Annotated in this window: 27 protein-coding genes and 1 pseudogene; 8 read left to right on the top strand and 20 right to left on the bottom strand. The window is 72.8% G+C overall.

What is annotated here, in order from left to right; genetic code table 11:
* Positions 1-2 precede the first annotated feature (2 nt).
* From glp to O7546_RS01930, 3 genes are read right to left on the bottom strand one after another with little or no spacing between them, the layout of a single operon-like run.
* Positions 3-1,316, bottom strand: coding sequence for a gephyrin-like molybdotransferase Glp (glp, locus tag O7546_RS01940; RefSeq protein WP_194798702.1), 1,314 nt, complete (start codon positions 1,314-1,316; stop codon positions 3-5).
* Complete coding sequence (locus O7546_RS01935) at positions 1,313-2,302, bottom strand: UTP--glucose-1-phosphate uridylyltransferase (protein ID WP_194798703.1); 990 nt, start codon at positions 2,300-2,302, stop codon at positions 1,313-1,315. Before O7546_RS01935 ends, glp begins: the two co-directional genes overlap by 4 nt.
* A 9-nt stretch (positions 2,303-2,311) precedes the next feature.
* Complete coding sequence (locus O7546_RS01930; protein ID WP_194798704.1) at positions 2,312-4,498, bottom strand: diguanylate cyclase; 2,187 nt, start codon at positions 4,496-4,498, stop codon at positions 2,312-2,314.
* Positions 4,499-4,622: 124 nt separating this feature from the next.
* Here O7546_RS01930 and O7546_RS01925 point away from each other — a divergent pair, with 124 nt between their 5' ends.
* Positions 4,623-5,228, top strand: a complete 606-nt coding sequence (locus O7546_RS01925; protein WP_194798705.1) for a 5-formyltetrahydrofolate cyclo-ligase — start codon at positions 4,623-4,625, stop codon at positions 5,226-5,228.
* Between the two features lie 27 nt (positions 5,229-5,255).
* Positions 5,256-5,384, top strand: a pseudogene (locus tag O7546_RS30715) (zinc ribbon domain-containing protein); the annotation flags it as partial.
* Between the two features lie 62 nt (positions 5,385-5,446).
* Here the strand turns inward: O7546_RS30715 and O7546_RS01920 are convergent.
* Positions 5,447-5,668 carry a hypothetical protein gene (locus O7546_RS01920; RefSeq protein WP_228531435.1) on the bottom strand — a complete coding sequence of 74 codons (222 nt, stop codon included), beginning with the start codon at positions 5,666-5,668 and terminating at the stop codon, positions 5,447-5,449.
* A gap of 278 nt (positions 5,669-5,946) precedes the next feature.
* Here O7546_RS01920 and O7546_RS01915 point away from each other — a divergent pair, with 278 nt between their 5' ends.
* On the top strand, positions 5,947-6,450 hold the full coding sequence (locus O7546_RS01915) for a flagellar biosynthesis protein FlgA (RefSeq protein WP_228531247.1): 504 nt from the start codon (positions 5,947-5,949) through the stop codon (positions 6,448-6,450).
* Between the two features lie 32 nt (positions 6,451-6,482).
* Here the strand turns inward: O7546_RS01915 and O7546_RS01910 are convergent, their stop codons facing one another.
* On the bottom strand, positions 6,483-6,659 hold the full coding sequence (locus tag O7546_RS01910) for a hypothetical protein (RefSeq protein ID WP_194798979.1): 177 nt from the start codon (positions 6,657-6,659) through the stop codon (positions 6,483-6,485).
* Positions 6,660-6,845: 186 nt separating this feature from the next.
* Here O7546_RS01910 and O7546_RS01905 point away from each other — a divergent pair, with 186 nt between their 5' ends.
* Positions 6,846-7,622 carry a hypothetical protein gene (locus O7546_RS01905; protein ID WP_194798706.1) on the top strand — a complete coding sequence of 259 codons (777 nt, stop codon included), beginning with the start codon at positions 6,846-6,848 and terminating at the stop codon, positions 7,620-7,622.
* A 9-nt stretch (positions 7,623-7,631) separates the two neighbouring features.
* Here the strand turns inward: O7546_RS01905 and O7546_RS01900 are convergent, their stop codons facing one another.
* Complete coding sequence (locus O7546_RS01900; RefSeq protein WP_194798707.1) at positions 7,632-8,114, bottom strand: DUF2231 domain-containing protein; 483 nt, start codon at positions 8,112-8,114, stop codon at positions 7,632-7,634.
* Between the two features lie 161 nt (positions 8,115-8,275).
* Here O7546_RS01900 and O7546_RS01895 point away from each other — a divergent pair, with 161 nt between their 5' ends.
* Together O7546_RS01895 and O7546_RS01890 are read left to right on the top strand one after the other, a co-directional pair.
* Positions 8,276-8,704, top strand: a complete 429-nt coding sequence (locus O7546_RS01895; protein ID WP_194798708.1) for a Fur family transcriptional regulator — start codon at positions 8,276-8,278, stop codon at positions 8,702-8,704.
* A gap of 81 nt (positions 8,705-8,785) precedes the next feature.
* Positions 8,786-9,637, top strand: coding sequence for an oxygenase MpaB family protein (locus O7546_RS01890; RefSeq protein WP_194798709.1), 852 nt, complete (start codon positions 8,786-8,788; stop codon positions 9,635-9,637).
* A gap of 13 nt (positions 9,638-9,650) precedes the next feature.
* On the opposite strand, the gene O7546_RS01885 is transcribed toward O7546_RS01890, so the two are convergent.
* The 11 genes from O7546_RS01885 to O7546_RS01835 form a co-directional block, all read right to left on the bottom strand.
* Entirely contained in the window at positions 9,651-10,484 is an 834-nt protein-coding gene (locus O7546_RS01885; RefSeq protein ID WP_228531357.1) for a PD-(D/E)XK nuclease family protein, read from the bottom strand.
* Positions 10,485-10,608: 124 nt separating this feature from the next.
* Positions 10,609-11,223: a MarC family protein gene (locus tag O7546_RS01880; RefSeq protein WP_013283903.1), complete on the bottom strand. Its 615-nt coding sequence runs from the start codon at positions 11,221-11,223 to the stop codon at positions 10,609-10,611.
* Between the two features lie 31 nt (positions 11,224-11,254).
* Positions 11,255-12,121, bottom strand: coding sequence for a PHP domain-containing protein (locus tag O7546_RS01875; RefSeq protein ID WP_194798711.1), 867 nt, complete (start codon positions 12,119-12,121; stop codon positions 11,255-11,257).
* A 10-nt stretch (positions 12,122-12,131) separates the two neighbouring features.
* The gene (locus O7546_RS01870) at positions 12,132-13,349 is read right to left on the bottom strand and encodes a hypothetical protein (RefSeq protein ID WP_269696082.1); all 1,218 of its coding nucleotides are present in this window, start codon (positions 13,347-13,349) and stop codon (positions 12,132-12,134) included.
* Between the two features lie 56 nt (positions 13,350-13,405).
* Positions 13,406-14,098, bottom strand: coding sequence for a SigE family RNA polymerase sigma factor (locus O7546_RS01865; RefSeq protein WP_269696081.1), 693 nt, complete (start codon positions 14,096-14,098; stop codon positions 13,406-13,408).
* 105 nt (positions 14,099-14,203) lie between these two features.
* A complete protein-coding gene (locus O7546_RS01860; RefSeq protein ID WP_194798714.1) occupies positions 14,204-15,055 on the bottom strand; it encodes a PH domain-containing protein in 852 nt (283 codons plus the stop codon).
* Positions 15,056-15,061: 6 nt separating this feature from the next.
* A complete protein-coding gene (locus O7546_RS01855) occupies positions 15,062-15,220 on the bottom strand; it encodes a hypothetical protein (protein WP_013283898.1) in 159 nt (52 codons plus the stop codon).
* A 118-nt stretch (positions 15,221-15,338) separates the two neighbouring features.
* Positions 15,339-15,998 (bottom strand): DUF6758 family protein, encoded by a 660-nt coding sequence (locus tag O7546_RS01850; RefSeq protein ID WP_348651249.1) that lies wholly within the window; start codon positions 15,996-15,998, stop codon positions 15,339-15,341.
* A gap of 130 nt (positions 15,999-16,128) precedes the next feature.
* Entirely contained in the window at positions 16,129-16,752 is a 624-nt protein-coding gene (locus tag O7546_RS01845) for an RNA methyltransferase (RefSeq protein ID WP_194798715.1), read from the bottom strand.
* A 34-nt stretch (positions 16,753-16,786) separates the two neighbouring features.
* The gene (locus O7546_RS01840) at positions 16,787-17,278 is read right to left on the bottom strand and encodes a hypothetical protein (protein ID WP_194798716.1); all 492 of its coding nucleotides are present in this window, start codon (positions 17,276-17,278) and stop codon (positions 16,787-16,789) included.
* A 96-nt stretch (positions 17,279-17,374) separates the two neighbouring features.
* The gene (locus O7546_RS01835; RefSeq protein WP_013283894.1) at positions 17,375-17,890 is read right to left on the bottom strand and encodes a MaoC family dehydratase; all 516 of its coding nucleotides are present in this window, start codon (positions 17,888-17,890) and stop codon (positions 17,375-17,377) included.
* A 547-nt stretch (positions 17,891-18,437) separates the two neighbouring features.
* Here O7546_RS01835 and trxA point away from each other — a divergent pair.
* Positions 18,438-18,800, top strand: a complete 363-nt coding sequence (trxA, locus tag O7546_RS01830) for a thioredoxin (RefSeq protein WP_135243197.1) — start codon at positions 18,438-18,440, stop codon at positions 18,798-18,800.
* A 107-nt stretch (positions 18,801-18,907) separates the two neighbouring features.
* A complete protein-coding gene (locus O7546_RS01825) occupies positions 18,908-20,953 on the top strand; it encodes an intein-containing Rv2578c family radical SAM protein (protein ID WP_281600397.1) in 2,046 nt (681 codons plus the stop codon).
* A 169-nt stretch (positions 20,954-21,122) separates the two neighbouring features.
* On the opposite strand, the gene O7546_RS01820 is transcribed toward O7546_RS01825, so the two are convergent.
* The 3 genes from O7546_RS01820 to O7546_RS01810 form a co-directional block, all read right to left on the bottom strand.
* A complete protein-coding gene (locus tag O7546_RS01820; protein WP_269696079.1) occupies positions 21,123-21,737 on the bottom strand; it encodes a hypothetical protein in 615 nt (204 codons plus the stop codon).
* Between the two features lie 3 nt (positions 21,738-21,740).
* A complete protein-coding gene (locus O7546_RS01815) occupies positions 21,741-22,106 on the bottom strand; it encodes a hypothetical protein (protein WP_013283889.1) in 366 nt (121 codons plus the stop codon).
* Positions 22,107-22,427: 321 nt separating this feature from the next.
* Positions 22,428-23,519, bottom strand: a complete 1,092-nt coding sequence (locus O7546_RS01810; protein ID WP_281600396.1) for an IS630 family transposase — start codon at positions 23,517-23,519, stop codon at positions 22,428-22,430.
* Between the last annotated feature and the right edge of the window lie 79 nt (positions 23,520-23,598).

Below are 23,598 nucleotides of genomic sequence, written 5' to 3'. Positions count from 1 at the left end.
GCTCACCGGCGCCGGTCCAGCAGGAGAACATCCACGGTAGACCCGGCAGCGGCGGTGGTGACCCGCTCGCCGAGCACCAGCAGGCCGTTCGCGTCGGACAGGCCGGAGAGCGTGTACGGGCCACCGGCGAGCGGCTGGACCGTGTACCCGCCGCCGCGCCGCTCGGCCACGTGCGCGGGCCGGAACTCGCGCAGCCCCACCGGGGACGAGACCGTCTCCAGCAGGTGTGCGCGGACGCTCGGCCGGAACACCGGCTCGGCGCCGGCCAGCAGCTGGATGGCCGGGCGGGCCAGCACCTCGAAGCCGATCAGCGCCGCGCCGGGCTCACCGGGAAGACACACCACCGGCACCTCCTCGGCGCCGACCGTACCGAACCCGAGGGCCGTTCCGGGATAGAGGGCCACCTCTGTGAAGGTGACCGGCCCGGCCCGGCCGCCGTCGCGGCGGGACAGGATGCGGCGGACCATGTCGCCGGGGCCGGTGCCGGTGCCGCCCGTCGTGATGATCAGATCGGCGCGCAGCGTCTGGTCCTCCAGCAGGCCGCGCAGCGCCTCCGGGTCGTCGTCGCAGATCCCCACCCGGTACGCGAGCGCGCCCGCCTCGGCCGCCGCCGCGGTCAGCGCGTGCGAGTTGGTGTCCACCACCTGCCCGGGCTGGCTGCCCCGGCCCACGTCCACCAGTTCGTCGCCGGTCGCCACGATCACCACGCGCGGGCTGGGCCGCACCACCACGTGCCCGATGCCGGTGGCGGCGAACACCGCTACCAGGGCCGGTGAGACGTACGCGCCGGCGCGGGCGAGCAGCGTGCCGGCGGCCAGTTCCTCCCCGGCGCGGCGCAGGCCGTACCCCCGTTTGGGGGCGCGGAAGATCTCGACGGCGGCCATGCCCTGGTCGGTCCACTCCACCGGGACGACCACGTCCGCGCCGATCGGCAGCGGCGCGCCCGCCGCCACCGAGAAGCAGGAGCCGGGGGTGAGCCGGACCGGCCGCCAGCTCGCCGCGCCCAGGTCACCCACCACGTTGAGGCGGATGCTGCGGCCGCCGGGCATACCGGAGGGGGCCGGGACGTAGCCCGGCCCCCGACTCCCACCGGAGATGTCCTCCCAGCGCGCGGCGTACCCGTCCACCGCCGCCTGGTCGAAGGCGGGGTACGAGTGCGGGGCGACCACGTCCTCGGCGAGCACGTTGCCGTACGCCTGGGTCAGGTCGAGGTCGAGTGGAGGCAGCGCGCGTAACCTGCGCAGCACACTGCCCAGGTAGTCGGCGAGCGGCGTCAACTCGTTCGCGGCCGCCTCGGCGTCGGCCGTCGCGGTCATGTATCGGCACCGCCGGACGCGTCGCGGATGCCGTTGAGGACGGCTGCGGTGACTGTCTCGTCACCGTTGTTGACGAACTCGGTCAGCCACTTGCGGAACTCGGCGCCCAGGTCGTCCCGCTCGGCGGCGATCTGCACGACGGTCTGGAGGTAGCCGAGCGGCATGCCGGTGTCGTAACGGGTGCCCCGGTAGACGATGGCGTGCACCGGCACCCCCTCGGTACGCAGCAGCTCCATCGCGTCGGTCAGCTGGATCTCGCCGCCGCTGCCCGGCTGGGTACGCCGGATCGCGTCGAAGATCTTCCCGGGGAGCACGTACCGGCCGAGGACGGCGAGGTTGCTGGGGGCGTCGGCCGGGTTGGGCTTCTCCACCATGCCGGTGACCTTGACGACCTCGGCGATGTCGGCGTATTCCGACTCGGCCGGCTCGACCGACGCGATGCCGTAGCGGCTGGTCTCGGCCGGGTCGACCTCGAAGAACGCGAGCACCACGCCGCCGGTGCGGGCCTGGAGTTCCAGCATGGCCGGCAGCAGCGGCTCGGAGGGCTTGACGAACTCGTCGCCGAGCAGCACCGCGAAGGGCGCGTCGCCGACGTGCGACTCGGCGTACCCGACGGCGTGGCCGAGGCCGAGCTGTTCCGGCTGGCGGACCGTGTAGATCGCGGCGAGTTCCTCGGTGCGCTTGACCTCGGCCAGCAGCTCGGGCTTCTTGGCGAGCCGTTCCTCCAGGTCGGGCCGGCGGTCGAAGTGGTCCACCATCGAGGTCTTGCCGCGACCGGTGATCAGCAGGATGTCGTCGATACCGGCCTGGGCGGCCTCCTCGACGATGTACTGCAACACCGGCCGGTCCACGACCGGCAGCAGTTCCTTGGGAACCGCCTTGGTGGCCGGCAGGAACCGGGTGGCCAGGCCGGCGGCCGGGATCACGGCCTTGACCGCGCGGGAGCGACCGGGGGTCGCTGAGGGGTTCGCTGAGTGCTCCGACATGTCGCGAGACTATCGGCCACGGCTCTGCCGCGGCGGGTGAGGACCGGAAGACGCGCCGCCCTGGACGGTGCCCGCCGGATCCGCCGCGCCGGCCCGGGGCAGCCCGTCCGGCGGGCCGGCACCGGCGGCCACCACCGGGATCTCCTGGGTGGGCACCGGATCGGGCGCCGGGGCGAGCCGGTAGCCGTCGCGTCCGGCGGCCTTCGCCGCGTACAACGCGTCGTCGGCGGCGTCGAGCACCTGCTGGCCGCCGGCGGCGTGGTCCGGGTAGACGGCGATGCCGATGGAGACGGTCACCGGCACCCGCACCGGCTCGTCGCCGCTCCCCTCGACGGTCACCGGCTGGTCGCGTACCACCGCGCCGAGCCGCTCGGCGACGATCGTGGCGCCCCGGGCGTCGGTCTCCGGCAGCAGCACCACGAACTCCTCGCCGCCCTGCCGGAACGCCAGGTCCACCTCGCGGATCACGCCGCGTACCCGGCGGGCGAACTCGACCAGCACGGCGTCCCCGGCGGCGTGGCCCCAGGTGTCGTTGACGTTCTTGAACCGGTCCAGGTCGAGCGCGAGGACGCTGAGCATCCGGCCGAACCGGTTCGCCCGCTCCACCTCACGGCGGATCGACTCACGCAGGTAGCGGTAGTTCCACAGCCCGGTCAGCGGGTCGGTGAGGGAGAGCCGCTGCGCCTCCTCGTGCACCCGGACGTTCTCCACCGCGACCGCCGCGTGCCCGGCGAACGTCCGCAGCGTCACCACGTCGTCGTCGTGGAACCCGTGCCCGCCGAGCCGGTCGTAGAGCACGAGTACGCCGAGCGCCGCGCAGGCCGAGCCGGACGGGTCGCCGTCGGCGGGCGGGTGGCCGGGCCGGTCCGGGCCGCGCGACTCGGTGCCGCCGGGGGTGGCGAACGGCACCGCCACGTACGTCTCGCAGGTCGGCTCCCCGGTCGGCGTGTCCGGCGGCGCCCACCGTCCGCGCAGCGGTTCGCCGGTGGCGGCCACCGCTCCCAGCACCCCGGCGCCGACCGCGACCCGCAGCGTCGCCGGGTCGGCCGGGTCGCTCGTCGGCCAGCGCCCGGTCAGCCCTTCCACGCACCGGCCGACGAGGACGCCGTCGCCGTCGACGAGCAGCACCGCGCCGGCCCGGGCGCCGGTGGCGGCGATCGCGCTGTCCAGGATCACCCGCAGGATGCGTTGCAGGTCGTGCGTGCTGGCAAGCGTGTCACCGAGCACCGCGAGGTGGTTGCGGAGCTGGTCACGGCTGCTGGTCAGCGCCGTCACGTAGGTGCCGGTCTCCCGGGTCATCCGGTTGAACGCGCTTGCGAGCCGCCCGATCTCGTCGCGGCTGCGCACCGGCACCCGGGCGCTCAGGTCGCCGCGCGCCACCCGGTCCACCGCGCCGGCCAGCTCACCCAGCGGCCGGGTGGTCACCCGGGCCAGCCGCCAGGCCGCCAGCACGGCGAGCAGGGCGGCGAGCGCGACGGCGGCGATCAGCGCCCCGTACAGGCCGGGCGCACGCTCCCCCGGCACCGACAGCACCAGTGGGAGCGGCTGACCGGGAGACGGGCCGACCCGCCGCACGTACCGGCCGTCGCCGGTGCCTGTCACCCGGTTCCCGTCCGCCTTGCCGGCGGCGGCCAGCACCGCTGCGCGTACCCCCTGGTCCTCGGTCGTGTGGGTGATGCCGCCGGGGTCGTCGAGGGTGACCCCGACGCCGGTCACGGCGGCGAGCCGCGCCACGAACGCCCGGTCGACGGGCTGGGCGGCGGCGACCGCGCCCAGGTCGGTGCCGACCGGGTCGCGGAGCCGGACCTGGGCGGAGAGCGCCGCGACGCCGGTGGCGGGCGCGCCGGCGCAGTCCTGCCAGCGCCCGGCCGGCCCGTTCGGCGTGGTGTAGGTGGTGCGGCCGGCGGCGTCGGCGATCAGCACGGCGGCGGCCAGGCCCCGGGCGACCACCTGGTCAGCCGCACGCGACCGGACGACCGGGTCGCCGACCAGCGCGACCGCGTCGGCGGCCGCGCGGAGTTGCTGGCAGAGCGCGTCGATCGAGGTACGGACACCGGCCGCGGCCAGGCCCAGCCGTTCGGTGGCACGGCTGCGGTCGACGGCGCTGAGCGTGGCCCCGACGAAGAACGCGCCGAGCAGGACGGGGCCGAGGACCACCGCGAGGAAAGCCGCCGTCAACCGCCCGCGTAGCGTCAATCTTCCCCCCGGAAGTTCCGCTCCCTTGGTGCGATGCTGACACAGAGCGACCATTAGGCAAGCGTTGCGTCAGGAGTGTTGCGTGCCGGAATTTTCGGATGAAGCGCACGATGCGAAGCGGGAGATGCGCATCGCGCTACTCGCCGCGCGCCGGTCGCTGTCCGCGGCCGAACGCGCGGTGGCGGCGGCCGCCGTCCAGGCCGAGCTGGTGACGTTGGTACGCCGGCTGCGGCCGGCCAGGATGAGCGCGTACGTGCCGGTCGCCTCCGAGCCCGGCGGGCACGACCTGCCGGACGTGCTGCTCGCCGCGCTGCCGCCCGACGCCGAGCTGCTGCTGCCGGTGCTGCGCGAGGACCTGGATCTGGACTGGGCCCGGTACACCGGCCCGGAGTTGTTGCGCGCCGCCGGCCGGGGCCTGCGCGAGCCGACCGCACCGCCCCGGGGGCGGACCGCGGTGGCCGGAGCCGCCCTGGTCGTGGTGCCGGCGGTGGCGGTGGACCGCCGGGGCATCCGGCTGGGCCGGGGCGGCGGCTCGTACGACCGCGCGCTGGCCCGGGTGCCCGCCACGGTGCCGACGGTGGCGCTGCTGCACGACGGCGAGCTGGTGGAGGCGGTGCCCGCCCTGCCGCACGACCGTCCGGTGCACTGTGTGATCACTCCGGCGGACGGGCTGGTGGCGGTCCCGGGTGTGGGCCCGGGCGCTTCCGCTGGACGAACCCGGGGGTCATGACGCACCATTGGCACTCGAAGACCACGAGTGCCAGAAGGCCGTGCCGAAGATCCGGAGGAGAACGTGCCCACGTACCAGTACGCCTGCACCGCGTGCGGCCACCAGCTCGAGGCGGTGCAGTCCTTCTCGGACGAGCCGCTGACCGAGTGCCCGGCGTGTGAGGGGCGGCTGCGAAAGCTCTTCAACTCGGTGGGCATCGTGTTCAAGGGCTCCGGCTTCTACCGCACGGACTCCCGTTCGTCCGGGTCCGACAACGGCTCCTCGACCACGAGCAAGCCGGCCAAGTCCGAGTCGTCCTCGTCCGGGTCGTCGGACTCCTCGTCCTCGTCGTCCGGCTCGTCTTCCTCGTCCGGATCGCCTTCTTCGTCCGGTTCCGGGTCGACGGCGAGCAAGGCACCGGCGGCGTCCAGCTCGTCCTGACCCGCTCTCGCACGCGACACGTGGCCGTTCCCGCTCGGGGGCGGCCACGTTCCGTTCGCGGCGGATGCTCGCCAGCTCGGCGAGGTTGCTGCGTCGGCCGGTGGCGGATGCTCGCCAGCTCGGCGAGGTTGCTGCATCCGCCGGTCCGGAAGCAGCAACCTCCCCGAGCTGGCGGTCCCGGCCGCACCGGGCCTCCGCGCTGGTCCCGGGGAACGGTTTTCCACAAGCGGGCGGGTTATCCACAGGGGCGGGCGGTGGGGCGGCGGGAGCCGGGAGGCCGGGCCTAGCCTGCGGTCGGATGGTTGACCGGCGGCGGGAGGCAGCGGTGGCGGATCGCGAGACGACGTTGCGTCCGGTCCGCTGGCGCGGGCTGCCCCGGCGCCGGACACTGCTGCGGGTGACGCTCGTCGCGGTGCTGCTGGGGCTGGCCGCCGCGGTGCTGCAGACGCCGCCGTCCTGCCCACCACCCCGCGTCCTGCCGGCCACCTCGGCGACGGCGTCGCCGTCCGGCGGCATCCCCGCGCTGCCGGCCGGTGCGGTCGGCGTACCGATCCGGCTGGCCGAACCGGCCGCCCTCGCGGTGCTGCGCCCGGGTGCCCGGGTCGACCTGCTCGTCGTGCCGGCCGGCGGTACGCCCGACCCCACGCTGCTGGCTCCACGCGCCCTGGTGCTCGACGTGGTCGGCGCCACCGGGGCGGTCGACGGCTCCTCGGCGCTCTACCTGGCGCTGCCGCCGGAGCAGGCCCGGCGGGCGATCGGTCTGCCGGAAGGCAGCCGCTTCGCCGTGGTGGTACGCGGCTGACGCGAGCCGGCGAGCAGCCCGCCGCGGCGCGATCAGCCCCAGTGTGGGGGACGCTCGGCGAGCAGCCAGTCGTCGTTGCCGCCGGGGCGCTCGCCCCAGCCACGGTCGGTGTCGTCGCTGGTCTGCTCGGGCAGCACCACGAAGTCGTCGCTGAGGTCGACCACGCGGTCGTCGTCGTCGCGCGGTGTCCGGATGGCGGGTTCGGTCACGATCAGCAACGATACCGCCGTACAGGCCGCCGGTTCGATTCCCGGGACCGGTCGGATCGTCCCGAGCCCTGCCGTACCGGGCCGGGAGCCGTCGGAACGTCAAACACCGGGCGCGACGGGCCGGGGTGACGGTGATCGACGCGTCGGGCGGCCGACCGGCCCGGGGCGTTGGTAGCGTCGGACGGCGTGACGACGCCGAGCGGTGGCAGCCCCGACGACGAGACCTGGCGACGCCCGGACCAACCGGCACCCGCCGGGGAGAACGCCCCCGGGGCGGTCCCCCGGGACAGCGCGGACGCCCGCCCGGCCGGTCCCGGATCTCGGCCGGGTGACACCGGCGGGGCCCATGAACCGGACCGCACCGCCGAACCGGACCGCACCGACGTTCCGCCCGGGACCGCCGGGCAGCCCGAGCCGGCCTCCCTCGCGGCGGAGCCGGCCGCCCCCACAGCAGAGCCGGACGCCCTTCCGGCAGAGCCGGCCGTCGCCGAGGGCGTCGAGACGACCGGAGCAGCCGCCGACAACCCCGAGGCGGCCGGGAACGCCAGCCCCTGGTCGCGCGAGGCGGCCACCGAGAGCCCGTGGGCCCGGCCGGAGGCGGCAGGCGGCTGGACGGTGGCCGGCGGCGCGTGGCCGGGCACGAGCGGTGCCGGCCCGGCCGCCGTTGGCCCACAGTTCGGGGGCGGCGCGCCCGCCGGCCCGCAGTTCGGGGGTGGCGCGCCCGCCGGTGGCCCGCCGCCCTCGGGGTACGCGGGACCGCCGCCGAGCACGCCTCCGCCGCCCGGCTGGCGGCCACCGGTACACGTACAGCCGTCACCCCCCCGCCGGCTCCCGCCGCAGGACATGGCCGCGATGGACCAGGCGGAGCAGCGCGCGCAGCGGCTCACCTACGGCATCGGGGCGGCCGTGGCGGTGGTGCTGGTGCTGCTCACCTGCCTGCTGTGCTCGCGGGTGCTGTTCTGACCGCAGCGGTCAGACCACGCCGTCCCAGACCACCTTGGCGCCGCTGTCCCCGGTCAGGTAGACGTACACGAGCGCGAAGACCGCGAGCACCGCCACCACGACGGTGAGCACCACCGGGAGCCAGCGGGGCAGGTTCCGGCCCGCGACGAAGCGGCTCGTCGACAGCACCAGCAGCAGCGCCGCGACGCCGAGCCCGAGCGCGTACCAGAACAGCGTGTCGCCGTACGACGCGTGCTCGCTGATCTGCTGGAGCCGGTCCGGCGGGTAGCCCTTCGCGCGCAGGACCCCCTCCAACTCCTCACCGGACTCGGTCGCCACGAAGGCGAGGATCGGGGTGACCACGGCGAGCGCCGCGACCGCCCAGTCGAGGCGGGGGCGCCAGCGGGGCAGCACCCCGTACGCGACGGCGAGCAGTGCCAGCAGCGGCACCAGCACCACCACCGCGTGGATGACGAGCACGTGGACCGGCAGACCGTTGATTTCCCTGAACACCGACACCTCCGGCGAGTGGGTGGTTTGGCGCGCTCAGCGTACGGCGTGAGGCCGTCTTCCTCGATACACGAACGCGTGGCGGTGCCGGTTCACCTGTGGCCCCGGCCACGGGTGAACAACGTTCGCTTGTCGGCCCGCCTGCCCCGTGCTGTCATGGATCCATGTCCACAGGTGAGGAGCTGCTCCGGTCGAGGGGCCTACGGGTCACCCGGCCGCGTCTCGCCGTGCTGGACGTGCTCTCCGCCGGCGGTCACCTGGAGGTCGACGAGATCACCCGGCGGGTACGCCGACGGATCGACTCGGTCTCCACCCAGGCCGTCTACGACGTGCTCGGCGCCCTGTCCCGGGCCGGCCTGTCCCGCCGGATCGAGCCGGCCGGCAGTCCCGCGCGATACGAGGCCCGGGTCGGCGACAACCACCACCACGTGGTGTGCCGGGGCTGCGGCGAGATCGCCGACGTGGACTGCGCTGTCGGCAGCGCCCCCTGCCTGGACCCGAACGTGGCACACGGCTTCGAGCTGGACGAGGCGGAAGTGACCTTCTGGGGCCTCTGCCCGGCCTGCCAGTCCCGCCGCTCCGCCGACGACTGACAGCCACACCGAGGACGCCCGCACCCACGACTGGCGGCCGCACCGAGGACGCCCGGCGACGGCGCGTGGCACTCTTGATCGGTGGACACCGAAGACCTCGGCCTCTTCGGTCCGGGATCGGTCACGTGGAAGGTGCACGAGGAACCGATCCTGATCGTCGCCGGCCTGCGCTCGCTCTACCTCCAGGCGCTGCACCCGCGCGCGATGGCCGGCGTCGCACAGAACAGCAACTACCGCACCGACGCCTGGGGCCGGCTGGTCCGCACGGCGAACTACGTGGGGACGACGATCTACGGCACCACCGCCGAGGCGGAGGCGGCCGGGCGACGACTGCGAACGCGGCACGCCCGGATGCGCGCCACCGACCCGTTCACCGGTGCGGAGTTCCGCATCGACGAGCCGGAGCTGCTGCGCTGGGTGCACGTCACCGAGGTCGAGTCGTTCGTGAGCACCGCCCGGCGGGCCGGGCTGGCGCTCACCGACGACGAGGTGGACGGCTACTACACCGAGCAGCGCCGGTCGGCGGCCCTGGTCGGGCTGGACCCGGACGACGTGCCGGGTACCGCCGCCGAGGTGGCGGACTACTACCGGGACGTACGCCCGCAGTTGCGGATGACCCGGGAGGCGGCCGAGACGGCGGTGTTCCTGACCGCGCCGCCGATCCCGTGGAAGCTCAGCCTGCCGGCGCGGGTCGGACTGAACCTGGGGCCGCCGCGCTGGGCGTACTTCGGGATCGCCGCCACCGCGCTGGGGATGCTGCCGCCGTGGGCGTTGCGGCTCTACGGCGGGCTGGGCCTGCCCACCACCGCTCTGTCGGCGGACCTGAGCGCGCGGGCGCTGCGACTGGCGCTGGCCGCGGTGCCCCGGCGCTACCGGGAGGGCCCGTTGCAGCAGGCCGCCAAGGAACGCGCCGCCCGCCTGACCGCGGCCTGACGGCGTCCCACGCTCACTCCGCGTCGGCGAACCGCTCGACCGCCGACCAGGGGTCCTTGCCGGGGGTCTGCGCGCCGGTCGGGCACGTACGCCGGTAGTCGCACCAGCCGCACCGCGGGCCCGGCTCGGCCGGGAACGCCGCGTCGGGGTCGGTGCCGTCGGCCACCGCGCGCTCGGCGGCCATGATGTCGCGGGCGGTGTCCTCGGCGCGGGTGAGCTGCCGGTGCAGGGACTCCGGCGTGTGCTCGTGGGCGGCGACGGTGCCGGTGGGCAGGTGGTGCAGCTCGACCCGGCGGCACGGCTTGCGGAACACCCGCTCGGCCGCGTACGCGTAGAGCGCGAGCGCCTGCGAGCCGCGCGCGTCGTCGGCGTCGAGCCCGGTGCGGCCGGTCTTGTAGTCGACGATGACCAGCTCGGGCCGCCCGTCCGGGCCGGGACGCGAGTCGATCCGGTCGGTGCGGCCGTTGAACGCGAGCACCGCGGTCTTGACCGCGACCACCCGTTCCACGCCGACCGGCTCGTCGGCCGGGTCGAGGCCCGCCACGTAGCTCTCCAGCCAGGTCAGCGCCCGCCGGAAGGCGTCGCGCTCCTGCTCGTCGTCGCGGTAGCCCTCGCGGACCCAGGTGCCCTTGAGCAGGGTGCCGAGCACCTCGGGGCGGCGGCGGTCGGGGGCCAGCGCGTACCAGTTCTTCAGCGCGGTGTGGACGCTCGCGCCGAGCGAGTTGTGCGCCCACGGCGGGCCCTTGGGCGGCGCGGGCCGGTCGACGTAGGCGTAGCGGTAGCGGCGGGGACAGTCCGCGTACGCGCCGAGCTTGCTCGGTGTGCAGACGAACAGGCGCTCCGGCATGCCCTCGAAACCGAGCTGCTCGGACTGCTCGGCGCGGGGTCGGGGAGCCCGGGAGCCACTGGCTGCTGACTGTCGTCGCACCCGGAGAATCCTGCCATCCGGGTACGACACCGGACGAGCCCGCTCAGGCGTTGTTGAGGTACTGGGTCACGAACGCGGCGATCGCGTCGGCGATGAGCTGCACGGCGATGGCGGCCAGCAGCAGACCGGCGATCCGGGTCAGCACCTCGATGCCGCCGGGGCGCAGCACCTTGACGATGCCGCCGGAGAAGCGCAGCACCACCCAGACGGTGACCATCACCGCGACGATGGCGAGCCCGATGGCGAGGTAGTCGACGGCGCCGCCGGCCTGCTGCACGAACAGCATGGTGGCCACGATGGCGCCCGGCCCGGCCAGCAGCGGGGTGCCGAGCGGCACCAGCGCGATGTTCGAGGTGACCTGGTTGCTCGGGTCGTCCGCCTTGCCGGTCAGCAGCTCCAGCGCGACCAGGATCAGCAGCAGGCCGCCCGCCGCCTGGAGGGCGGGCAGGTCGACGTGCAGGTACGCCAGGATCGTCTGCCCCGCCACCGCGAAGATCACGATGACCCCGAGCGCCAGCGCCACGGCCTGCCAGGCGGCCCGGTTCCGGTCGCGCGCGGGCAGCGGCCCGGTCAGCGCGAGGAAGATGGGCATCATTCCGGGCGGGTCGACGATCACCAGCAGGGTCACGAAGACCTCGCCGAAGAGCTTGAGATCCACGCGGACACGGTAGCCGTGCCGTCGGATCGCTTCAGCTCGAAGCGACAGGGGTCACCCCGCGGGCCAGCGCGACGATCCGCTCGTACGCCTCGGGCCCTGTGGTGTGCGCGCCGAGCCGCACGGTCTTGTGCGTGCCGTGGAAGTCGGACGAGCCGGTGACCAGCAGTCCCAGGTCGGCGGCGAGCCCGCGGACGTGCTCCCGCTCGGCCCGGTCGTGGTCCTCGTGGTCTGCCTCCAGCCCGGCCAGGCCGGCCGCCGCCAGGTCCGCGATCAGCTCGTCCGGCACGATCCGGCCGCGCCGGCTGGCCTTCGGGTGGGCGAAGACGGGCACGCCGCCGGCCGCCCGCACCAGCGCCACCGCCTGGAACACCTCGATGTCGTCCTTGGGCAGCCGGTACCGCTCGCCGAGCCAGTCCGGCCCGAACGCCTCGGTGGTGGTGGCGACCAGACCGGCCCGGATCAGCGCCTGCGCGATGTGCGGGCGGCCGACGGTGCCGCCGCCCGCACCGGTCAGGATCTCCGTCCAGCTCACCGGGATGCCGTCGGCCTGGAGCAGCCGGACGATGCGCTCGCCGCGTTCCTCGCGGGCCCGGCGGACCCGGGCCAGTTCCGCGGCCAGGTGTGGCTCGGCCGGGTCGAACAGGTACGCGAGCAGGTGCAGCGGGATCGCCGGTTCGGCGCCGAACCACCGGCAGGAGATCTCCGCGCCGCGGATCAGGGTGAGCCCGGGCGGCAGGGCGGCGACGGCGGGCGCCCAGCCGGCGGTGGTGTCGTGGTCGGTGAGTGCCACCACGTCGAGCCCGGCGTCGGCGGCGGCCCGGACCAGCTCGGCGGGGGTCAGGGTGCCGTCGCTGGCGGTGGAGTGGGTGTGCAGGTCGATGCGGGCGGGGACGCTCACCCGTCCGACGCTACGCCCCGTCCGGCACCGTGGGCACGTCGGCCACCACCACCGGGCGGTCCTCCGGCGCCAGCCCCTCGACCTTCGAGGCCGTGGGCCGGTCACCGGCCAGCACCCGCTCGGGCTTGACCCGGACCAGCCCGCCGGTCGCGTCCACGTGCAGCGCCACCCCGGCCCGGGTCCAGGACACGCCCCCGGCCAGCAGCGGGCCGGCCGGGTGGGTGACCGGGCTGGCCGGGTCACGCAGGTCGACCAGGAGGGCGGTGCGCGACGTGCCGTTGGCGAGCAGCCACCGGCCGTCGAAGGAGACGGCGCCGAGCCCGTCGGTGGCAAGCTTCAGACCGCATCCGGTACGCACCGGGGCGAGGTCGCGGGCCGGGTCGAGCAGGGCCAGGCAGTGTTCCTCGTCCCGCCCGGCGGCGACCAGGCCGACCACCCGGCCGTCGGGCCGGGTGCCGTAGACGGTGCGCACGTCCGGGTTCACCGGGCCCGGCTGCCCGCCCAGCGCGCGGTTCCAGACGCTCATCCCGCCGTCGCCGGGCTGCTGGATCAGCACCGCGTCGCCGGTGAAGCCGACCGGCACGGCGCCCTCCGGCGCGGCGATCCGGACCGGCGCGATGAGCTGGCCGGCGACCACACCGGCGGCGATCAGGTCCGTGCCGTCCCGCCAGGCGACCTGGCGGCCGTCCGGGGAGACCGCCACCGCGTCCGCGGCGGCGAGCATGACCTGCGGCGCGGTGCCACCGACCGGAACCCACCAGAGGGTACGGCCGGCGACGGTGGCCGCCGAGGTGAGCAGCCAGCCCTCCTGCTCGTGGATCCGCTGCGCCCGTTCGACGCCGCTGACCCCGGTCAGCTGCCGCCGTTCGCCGCCGCTGGTGTCCAGCCGGTCACCGACGAGCAGGTCGAGTTCGGCGCGGACCGGCCCGAAGCGGGTGACCGAGGAGGGCTCGGAGGTCTGCGGGGACGGGAAGAGGACGGGCGGGTCGCCGAGCACCACTGTGGGCGTGCCGCCGTCGCCGCCGGGCGCGCTGAACTGGGCCACCCCGGTGGTGACGACAACGGTGGCGACCCCGGCCAGGGCGAGGCCGGTGAGCGTACGCCGCCGGCCCGTGCGCCGTGCCCGGCGCAGGACCTCCCCGGCCGGGTCGGCGGGCAGCGGGCGGGACGTCTCGACGCGGCGGGACAGGGTCTCCCGCAGCGCCCGCTCCAGCTCGTCGTCGCTCACGGGGAATGGACGCTCCGGGCTGCCCGTTCGGTTGTCGCCGTGCTGCCGGGTGCCGCTCATCGGCTCTTCGCCGGGATCGGGACGGCGGGGCGGACCGGAGCCGCGGGTGGGCCCGGTCGCGGCACCCGGGCGGCGGGCTGCCGCGCCGGGGTACGGGCCGGCTCGGCGCCCCGGGCCGGCGGGACGGCCCGGCCGCCCGTGGGCGAGGCGGACGGGGCCGCCGCGGGCGCGTCGGCGGGCGCTGGCAGGCCCAGGGCCGCCTGGGAACCGAGCCGGCGGCGCAGCGTGTTGAGCGCCCGGGAGGTCTGGCTCTTGACGGTGCCCGGGGAGATCTCCAGCAGCGCGGCGGTCTGCGCCTCGGACATGTCCTCGTAGAAGCGCAGCACCAGCACCGCCCGCTGCCGGGCCGGCAGCGCCTGGAGGTGCCGCCAGAGCGCGTCCCGGTCGAGTTGCTGCTCGATCTCGTCGACACCGGCGCGCTCCGGCAGCACCTCGGTGGGACGCTCGCCGTGCCAGCGGCGCCGCCACCAGCTGGTGGACGTGTTGACCATGACCCGGCGGGCGTACGGCTCGATGGCCTCGATCCCGCCGAGCCGCTTCCAGGCCAGGTAGGTCTTCGTCAGCGCGGTCTGGAGCAGATCCTCGGCGGTGGCCCAGTCACCGGCGAGCAGGTAGGCGGTGCGCAGCAGTGCGCCGGACCGGGCCGCGACGAATTCGCGGAACTCCTCCTCCAGCGGATCTCTGCTCACCACCACACTCATCTCCCCCCGTCCTGCCTGGCAGGATGCCACGGCCGGGTCGCCCGGGTCGATGGCGGAAGGTGTGCAGTTCATCCGATGTTCGGACGAAAAGTTTCAGGCTCCGTCGTCGGCCTTGGCCTCGTCGGCCTCCTTGCCGAGCCGCGCCTCGACCGCCTGCGGCTCGTACATCTCCTCGACCACACGCAGGTAGAGCTCGTTCGGGTTGGGCAGGTTCTTGATCACCCGGAGTGCCTGTTCCTGACCGGCGGACTCCAGCACGAACGTGCCGTAGTTGAGGGCGCGGCCGGTCGGGCTCTGCTCGTACTTCATGTCGGTGACCCGGGTGAGCGGCATCATCGCGACCTGCCGGGTGATGATCCCGTTGACCACCATCACCCGCTTGTTGGTCAGGATGAACCGGTCGTACCACCAGTCGGCGACCTTCCAGGCCACCCAGCCCATGACGCCGAACCAGAGCAGCACGGCGACGGTGGTCAACGCGCCGACGTCCCGCCCGGCGAGGAAGCCGGAGAGGTAGCCGAGCACGAACGTGGCCACCACGCCGACGATGATCGGAGTGGTGAGGTGGATCCAGTGCCGCTTCCACTCGCCCCGGTAGCGCTCGGTGGGGAAGAGGTAACGCGCTACGAGCGAGCTGGGCTCGTCCTCCAGCGGCAGCACCCGGCGAGGTGCCATGCCGGTGGCGTCGGACCGCAACCCGGCCAGCTCCTCCTCGGAGATCGGCTGGTCCGGGAAGCCGTCCGGATCCCGTGCCCAGGCCCGGCCGGACCGCCCCTCGCCGGTGTAGGCGCTGCCATAGCCGGCGTCGTCCGCGTCCGCGTACGGGCCGGGGCCGTAACCGGCCGGGTCGTCCGGGTCGATCCGGGGGATCGGCTCGGTGTCGCGTTCCCGGCGTGCCCGGTCGGGGTCGTCCGGGTCGAAGGGTGGACCGGAGGGGCTTCCCATGGGTGGCTAGGCGACGAGGTTGGTGAAGAAGTCGCCGAAGCCCTGCGCGATGTCCATGATGCCGCCGCCGAGAGACTTGAAGACGTCGGCGGCGGAGTTGGGCCGGTACGCAACAAAGAAGATCAAGAATGCGATGCCGGCCCAGGTGAGGACCTTCTTGACCATAGCGGGCCATCCTCTCGCGCGGCGCCGGGTCCGTTTACCGCAGCGGCACCCAGAGTATCAGCATGGTGTCTTACCGTGAATATCTGCGTCCGCTCTCCGACTCGCCGTGGCGAGCCGGTCAGGCCCGCCCGTGCAGGTACGGAGACGGTGCGCCGTACACGAGTTCGGGCGGTGTCCACTCGGTGAGGTCGTGCAGCACGACTTCTTCCGCGAGGAGGTGACCCGCACTCGCCGGCCAGGCTATCGCATGGAGCCACATTCCCCGAGCCTCGCCGGCGTACGCGCTTCGATCCGTTTCGGAGCGGACGAGCCACAGTGGAGTCGGATGGCCGCCCACCCGGATCTTCGCGTGCGGCAGCCGCTCGGGATGACCAGGGCCGGGATCGGTGAGCGCCTCCTCCACCTGTGGGCCGGGGTCGGGTCCGGGCAGTCCCGCGAAGCGGGATCCGAGACCGACGCCGGGCTCCTCGGCGACGAAGATCAGGTCGGCCGGCCCACCGTCCAGGGGGGCCGGTCCGGCGCAGGCGACGAGCGTGGCCCGTACGCCCGCGCGGTCGTCGCCCGCCCACGCCACCCCGGTGAGCGTCCAGCCCGGCGGGAGCGGCCACGGGCACCACAGCGGCATCCGGAGCCGGCCGGTCGGGTCGGGGTCGGCGGCCATCCGCTCCACCACGCTGGCCATGATCTCGGCGCTGATGTGCTCCGGTACGTGCAGCGGCGCGACCGGGCCGCAGCGCACGCACCGGTGCTCGGCGTGCATCAGATCCGGCTCGCGCACCGGGCCCGCGCACTTCGGACAACTCACCGCGACAGTCACACCCTCACCGTCACCCCGGACCCGCGGGGCGTCAAGCGGGGCGGGCCGACGATCGTGGGATTTCCGTCCGGCGGTGGACCCACGCGCGGGTTCAGTCCGGCGGCGGCCCGGCGTACGACCGGATCCAGGCGTGCATGGCGATGCCGCTGGCCACCCCCGCGTTGATGGACCGGGTCGAGCCGTACTGGGCGATGGAGAACAGCGCGTCGCAGGCCGATCGGGCCACCGCCGACAGTCCCGGCCCCTCCTGGCCGAACAGGAGCACGCAGCGACGCGGCAGCACCGCGGTCTCCATCGGCCGGGAGCCGGGCAGGTTGTCGATCCCGACCACCGGCAACCGCTCGTCGCGCGCCCACGCGACGAACTCCTCGATCGTCGCGTGGTGCCGGACGTGCTGGTAGCGGTCGGTCACCATCGCGCCCCGCCGGTTCCACCGCCGCCGTCCGACGATGTGCACCTCGGCGGCGAGGAAGGCGTTGGCGTTGCGGACCACGGTGCCGATGTTGAAGTCGTGCTGCCAGTTCTCGATCGCCACGTGGAAGTCGTGCCGACGCCGGTCCAGGTCGGCCACCACGGCCTCGCGCCGCCAGTAGCGGTAGCGGTCCACCACGTTGCGCCGGTCCCCGGCGGTGAGCAGCTCCGGGTCGTAGCGCGGGTCGTCCGGCGGGTCACCGGGCCACGGCCCCACACCCACGTCGAGCTGGTCGTCGGTCACGGTTGCCGAGGGTACGGCCCGGCGGCGCCCCCGGTCAGCGCAGGTCGAGCGCGCCGCCCAGCCGGTCGAGGAAGCGCGTGTCGGCGGGGCTCGGCGTGGTCTGCCCGGCCCGGCACACCCGGGCGGCGACCGACTCCACCCACTGCCGGTACGCCGCCGAGTCGGCCGGATCCGCCCGGCGGCGCAGCACGCGTACCGTCGCCCGGGCGGCGGCCAGCAGGTCGACCATGTCGGTCAGGCGCTCGTCCCGCTCGGTGACGCCGTCGTGGCGGGCGTAGATGGCGGCCACCACGGCGCGGACGAGATCGCTGTCGAAGGCCCGGCCGGCGGCCACCGCGTCCAGGCCGGCCAGTCCGGCGGCGACGCCACGCGGCGGTCGGCCGGGGCCGGGTGCGGCGGCGGCGACGAGGACGCGGCCCGGCAGGTCGGTCAACAGGTCCCACTCCGCCGCGGAGTAGGCGGCAGTGGTGAGCGGTGCGGCGCGGCGACCGGCGGAAGGCGGCTCTCCGGCTACGGAGTGGCTCATGGGCACCTCCAGCCCGAGCATAAGCCCCCGGACGAGGTCCGGGCCCCGTCCCCGCCGAACGGAGAACGAGGCCCGGTGGCCGGACGGAACGCGAGGTCAGCGCGGCTCGGGGAAGCTGGGACGCTCCGGGTCGACGCCGTCCGGGACGGCGGCGGCCGCGTACTCCTTCTTGGGGACCATGACCTTGCGGCGGAACACGCAGACGAGCGTGCCGTCCTGGTTGTAGCCGCGGGTCTCGACCGCGACCACGCCGCGGTCGGGCTTCGAGGCCGACTCCCGCTTGTCCAGCACCGTCGTCTCGCCGTAGATGGTGTCGCCGTGGAACGTCGGCGCGACGTGCCGCAGCGACTCGATCTCCAGGTTGGCGATCGCCTTGCCGCTGACGTCCGGTACGGACATGCCCAGCAGCAGCGAGTAGATGTAGTTGCCGACCACCACGTTGCGCTTGAACTGCGAGGCGGACTCGGCGTAGTGCGCGTCCATGTGCAGCGGGTGGTGGTTCATGGTGAGCAGGCAGAAGAGGTGGTCGTCGTACTCGGTGACCGTCTTGCCCGGCCAGTGCCGGTAGACCGCGCCGACCTCGAACTCCTCGTAGTAGCGGCCGAACTGCATCCTTGTCCCCTTCACGGGCGGCGATGGAGTTCGGCACAGCATGCCTTATCGCTTGTTAAGGCGAGGGGCGGGGCGCTCGCCCGGCGGAAATGTCACACCGGGGGCCACCGAGGTCCGGACGCAATGAGCGGCGGGGCCCTCCCCGGCACCCGCCGCCCACGCTCTGATGCGAAGAATTCTGCCGTACGACCACCCGTCGCCGACAGAGACGGAGGTCACATTTATCTTTTCGTAACACTACTAAAAGTAACCGACGTGAGGTCGGTAAGCGATCTCCGCAGGCCGGATAGATGCTCGTCAAGCCCAAAGTTACCGATACGTAGCCGCAACTGAGCGTGATCTCCTTGGAAACGCTCCCATCACGTCCCGTCACGCAAGTGCGGCGTGCATTTGCGTTCCGCACGAACGGGGCGAACAGATGGTGTTCGATGTGCCCAGGGTCACCGTCCGGGCGCTCAGCGTTTCGTCACCCGTGCGACGGGAATTCGGACGGACTGACCCTGGTTCCACCGGACGTACGACAATCCGCGGTGATCGGAGAGAGCAAATGGCAACGGTTGAGCTGACCACGGCCAACTTTGACGAGGTGACCGGGCGCGACGGGATCGTCCTGCTCGACTTCTGGGCGGACTGGTGCGGCCCGTGCAAGCGCTTCGCCCCGGTCTACGAGCGCTCCTCGGAGAAGCACCCGGAGATCGCCTTCGGCAAGGTCGACACCGAGGCGCAGCAGGAGCTGGCGGCCAAGTTCAACATCAGCTCCATCCCGACGATCATGGCGATCCGTGACGGCGTGATCGTCTTCGCCCAGCCGGGCGCGCTGCCGGAGTCGGCGCTGGAGAACCTCATCGAGCAGGTCCAGGCGCTGGACATGGACGACGTCCGCAAGAAGCTGGCCGAGCACAACCACTGACGTTCCGCACGCCGCCGGCCGGCGCCCCCCTGGGTGCCGGCCGGCGGCGTGTCCCGTACCGGCGGGGCTCGCTTGCGCTTTGTTCGAACACGTGTTCGAATAACTCCATGCGCTGGGACAACCTCTCCGCTCCCCCGGACGAGGGGACTCCCGATCGGGCGGCGCCGGCGGCTCCACCCCTGCCGCTGGCGCTGCCCGGCGCCGTCACCCGCACCTTCGACACCCCCGACTTCGCCGGCATGACCTTCTACGAGGTCCGCGCCAAGTCGATCATCAACCGGGTGCCCGGCCAGTCACGCGTGCCGTTCGAGTGGACGATCAACCCCTACCGGGGCTGCTCGCACGCCTGCGTCTACTGCCTGGGCGGCGACACTCCGATCCTGATGGCCGACGGCCGCACCAGGGCGATCAGCGAGCTGGAGCCCGGCGATCGGATCTACGGCACCCGGCGCAGCGGCGCCTACCGCCACTACGTCGTCACCACGGTGCTCGACAAGTGGTCCACGGTGAAGCGGGCCTACCGGATCACCCTGGCCGACGGCACCACGCTCGTCGCCAGCGGCGACCACCGGTTCCTCACCGAACGCGGCTGGAAGCACGTCACCGGGACCATGCGCGGCGGCGGACGCCGTCCGCACCTGACCACCCGCAACCGCCTGCTCGGCACCGGCGGGTTCGTGGTGGCGCCGAAGCGCTCGGCCGACTACCGCCGGGGCTACCTGCACGCCCTGGTCCGCGACGACCACCCCGCCGGCCACCGGCGCGACACCCGGTTCCGGCTGGCCACCGCCGAGGCGGAGGCGCTCGACCGGGCCGAGCGCTACCTGGCCGACGCGGGCGTCACCGTCGAGCGGGCAACCACCGCCCGGGCGGGCCGCCGGGCGACGACCACAGTGGTACGCACAGCCGGCCCGGCCGACGTCGTCACCGGGCTGTTCACGCCACCCGACGAGGCGACTGACGACTGGGCGCTGGGCTACCTGGCCGGCATGTTCGACGCCGTGGGCACCTGCCACCGGGGCGTGTTCCGGATCAGCGTCGCCGACGACGAGAGCCGGGCCCGCGCAGCCGGCGCGCTGGACCGGTTCGGCTTCCGGTGGGCCCTCGACGTGCCGGACGCACCGGGTGCGGCGCGTCAGCTCCGGCTCACCGGCGGGCTGCCGGAGCGGCTGCGCTTCTTCCACCTCACCGACCCGGCCGTCACCGCCCGGCGCTCGATCGAGGGCATGGCGCTCAAGTGCGCGGCGCGGCTCCAGGTGACCGCCGTCGAAGACCTCGGCCTGGAGCTTCCGCTGTGGGACATCACCACCGGCACCGGCGACTTCATCGCCAACGGCGTGGTCAGCCACAACTGCTTCGCCCGCAACACCCACACCTACCTCGACCTGGACCCGGGCGCCGACTTCGACCGCAAGGTGATCGTCAAGGTCAACGCGGGCGAGTTGGTACGCCGCGAGCTGGCCGCCCCACGCTGGCGCGGCGCGCACGTCGCCATGGGCACCAACGTGGACTGTTACCAGCGGGCCGAGGGCCGCTACCGCCTGATGCCGCCGATCATCGAGGCGCTGCGGGACTTCGCGAACCCGTTCTCCATCCTGACCAAGGGCACGCTGCTGCTGCGCGACCTGCCCCTGCTGCGCCAGGCCGTCGAGGTGACCCGGGTCGGTGTGTCGTACTCGGTGGGGTTCGTCGACGAGGCGCTCTGGCGGGCAGCCGAGCCTGGTACGCCGAGCCCGCGCCGCCGCCTCGACGCGGTCCGCACCCTCACCGACGCCGGCTTCTCCGTCGGCGTGCTGATGGCGCCGATCCTGCCCGGCCTCAGCGACGACGAGGAGTCCATCGACGCCACGGTCGCGGCGATCGCCGCCTCCGGGGCGGCCAGCGTGACGCCGCTGCCGCTGCATCTTCGGCCCGGCGCCCGGGAGTGGTACGCCCGCTGGCTGGCCCGGGAGTTCCCCCACCTGGTGCCCCGTTATCGGCAGCTCTACCAGGCCGGCTCGTACGCGCCGCAGGCGTACCAGCGGGAGGTGACAGCGCGGGTGCGGATGGCGGCACGCCGGCACGGGCTGCACCGCGGCGAGACCGGCGACAATCGCCGGCTGCCCGAGACCCCGCCGCCCGCACCGGCCGCCGAGCAGCTCTCCCTGCTCTAGCGCCTGGGTACGCTGCCCATTCGGTTCGGCCAGCCGACCCGGGTACGGGGTGGAACGCCTTGATCGCCCTCCGGATCGGGCCCATGCCTTGCCGTCCCCCGGTGCGCGTGCGCCTCGGGGGACGGCGGGCCGGTCGACGTGCCACCGCAAGCGCGATGTGACGTCGTCGCTAGTAGATGGCCACCGGCGAGTCGGGGTAAAGCTGTGAGACCGCCTGTGTGACGCAAGTGCGAATGTCCTGGCGCCGATCTTCGCCGAGTTCGGCGTCGAGGTCCGGGATCCCCACCGCTCGATCACTGACTGCCAGGTTCTTGCTCCTGAGGCACTCCTTGACGACAAGCATGAGTTCGGGCTTCATGCGGGGAGGATTACTCTTGGCGAACTGGTCCTCAACTCGCCCGAGCCAGGCCCCATGACATTCGTCACCGATGGCCCCGACCTCTTCGTCAGACAGTTCTGGGTTCCGGTACCACATGGTCATCACTTGTTGATTCACCGGGTTCCAGCCCGTGTTGACGAGCTGCACATCATGCGCTTGAAGACATTTGCCCAAAAACTCGGTTGCTTTTTCGTAGTCCGCTCGGCTTGTCACTCCATCGCCAAGCAGAGCTTCCTGGGCAGCGGCACCGTCCGCCCGCTCCTTCTCGGTGAGGTGTTGACCGGAACTGCCGGCTGCAGTGCCTCCGCCTCGGTCAGCGGGCGGAGAAGCACTGCAGCCGAACAGCCCACCGATCAGCAACGCAGCGATTGAAACGCGCAGCTGTCCGGCATGGGACATCCGCATGAGCTAGTGGTTGATCTTCTTCGAGCCGCAGGTCTCGCAGCTCTTGTGCTCACTCCACACAATGCCGTTGTTGCCGGGAGCGTAGAACTCGACCTTGGACGCATCGTGCGACCAGCTGCTGACGTTGCCGGCCCAGTTGACACGAAGCCAGGCGTGTCCGCTGCAGCTCCCGCTACCCTTCCAGGTCTTCGCGTAGCCGTGGCTGCTCTGCCCGGCGTAGCTGCATCCCGAGCGGCTGAGGTCGACAGTGGACGTGTGCGCCTGAGCGGCCGAAGGGACCATCAGGGCACCCGCCGCCGTCGCCAGGGCGACGGCCGACAGCCCACCGAGCAGGCCGCGACGCTTACTGGTTGCGAGGTTACTACTCATCTGCACTCTCCCCGTGTTGAGAACACCTGCACAGAACCAGACAGCAATCATCGACATATCCAATGATCGAACGATTGGATATCCCGGCCAGGTGATCAATGAAAGCTGAAATCGACAATACACTAAGCGATGCCGTCTATGTGTGATCCATATCACACCAAGAGGGGCCATAGTGAATGCAGAAACCCCTTACGATGCCACTCGCAATTCTCTGGAGAAATCGTTATCGGCGCAGATCTGCGCGGCGCGGAAAAGCCCATTGTCAACCGTCCACCGGACAGAAATCCCTGCCGTCGCCGCACCGAGGGAGCTAGTGCCCCGTCATGCAGCCTTGAACGGGTAATCCGGGTGGCGGATCTTGGAGCCGGCGGCGAATGCGGATTTCGGTCTGGCGCGTTGGTTGCGCCATCGGATGTAGTCGCCGATGGCGGCGTCCTGCTCGGCGTGGCTGCGGTGGTCTGTGCCGTTGAGGGCGAAGTAGCGCACGGCGGCGAACTCGTCTTCGATCCAGTTCAGCCAGGAGGCGTAGGTCGGTAGGAATACCAGGTCGACCTGGTTGGCGGCGCACCAGGCGCGGACCTCGGGGTGCTTGTGCGGGGAGAAGTTATCGCAGATCAGATACAGCTTTTGGTCGGGCCAGCGGCGGCGCAGGGTCTTGAGGAAGCTCAGGAACTCGCGCCACCGTTTCCGGTCACGGATGCGGTAGTGCAGCCTCCCGGTGGCCAGGTCCAAGGCGGCGATCATGTGCCGCACACCCTGGTCGCGGGTGTAGGTGGCCCGCAGCCGAACGGGCTGACCCTGAGGGCGCCAGGCCCGGCCGGGACGGGGTTGCAGGCTCAGCGGCCCGAACTCGTCCACACACAACACCCGACCGTCGGCCGGTGGATGGTCGTAGAGGTCCAGGATCCGGCGCATCTTCGACGTGAAGTCGGGGTCGTTGCTGGCCTTCCACGTCTTGGTTGCCTGCCACGACACGCCACGCTCGTGCAGGATCCGCCGAATGGTCTCGGCGCTGATCGTCGCCACGTAGCCGGCGTCGATCAGGTAGTCGCGCAGCTTGGCCAGGGACCAGCACGAGAACGGTCGGCCGAGGAACCGGGGGTCGCACCGGGCGATGACGCAGATCCAGTCACGGGTCTGCTCATCGATCCGTCTCGGTGCGCCCCCGTTCCATTTTGGGTCCAGCGCGTCGAACCCCCGCTCGTTGAACGCGTGGATCACGTCCCGCACGTAGTCCTCGCTGGCTTTGAGCAGGTGGGCGATGTCCGGGGCCGGCTGGCCCTGGGCGGACATCAGCACCACGATCGCCCTACGCAGCTTCACCGGGTCCTTCGCCGTGCGGGTGATCCGCTGCAACCGTTGACCCTCGGCCATCGACACCTGCCGGACGAACACCTCCGGCCGTCTACCCACCGGCCACCACCTCCCCTGACGAGTGCTGGGAGACAGCCTGCCCGATCCGTCCTCAGAACCGATGGATTACACGATCAAC

The sequence above is a fragment of the Micromonospora sp. WMMA1976 genome, assembly GCF_027497335.1.
GTDB classification, from domain to species: domain Bacteria; phylum Actinomycetota; class Actinomycetes; order Mycobacteriales; family Micromonosporaceae; genus Micromonospora; species Micromonospora aurantiaca.
The sequence above is the reverse complement of the archived record's forward strand: the minus strand, read 5'-3'. Positions and strand labels throughout refer to the sequence as shown.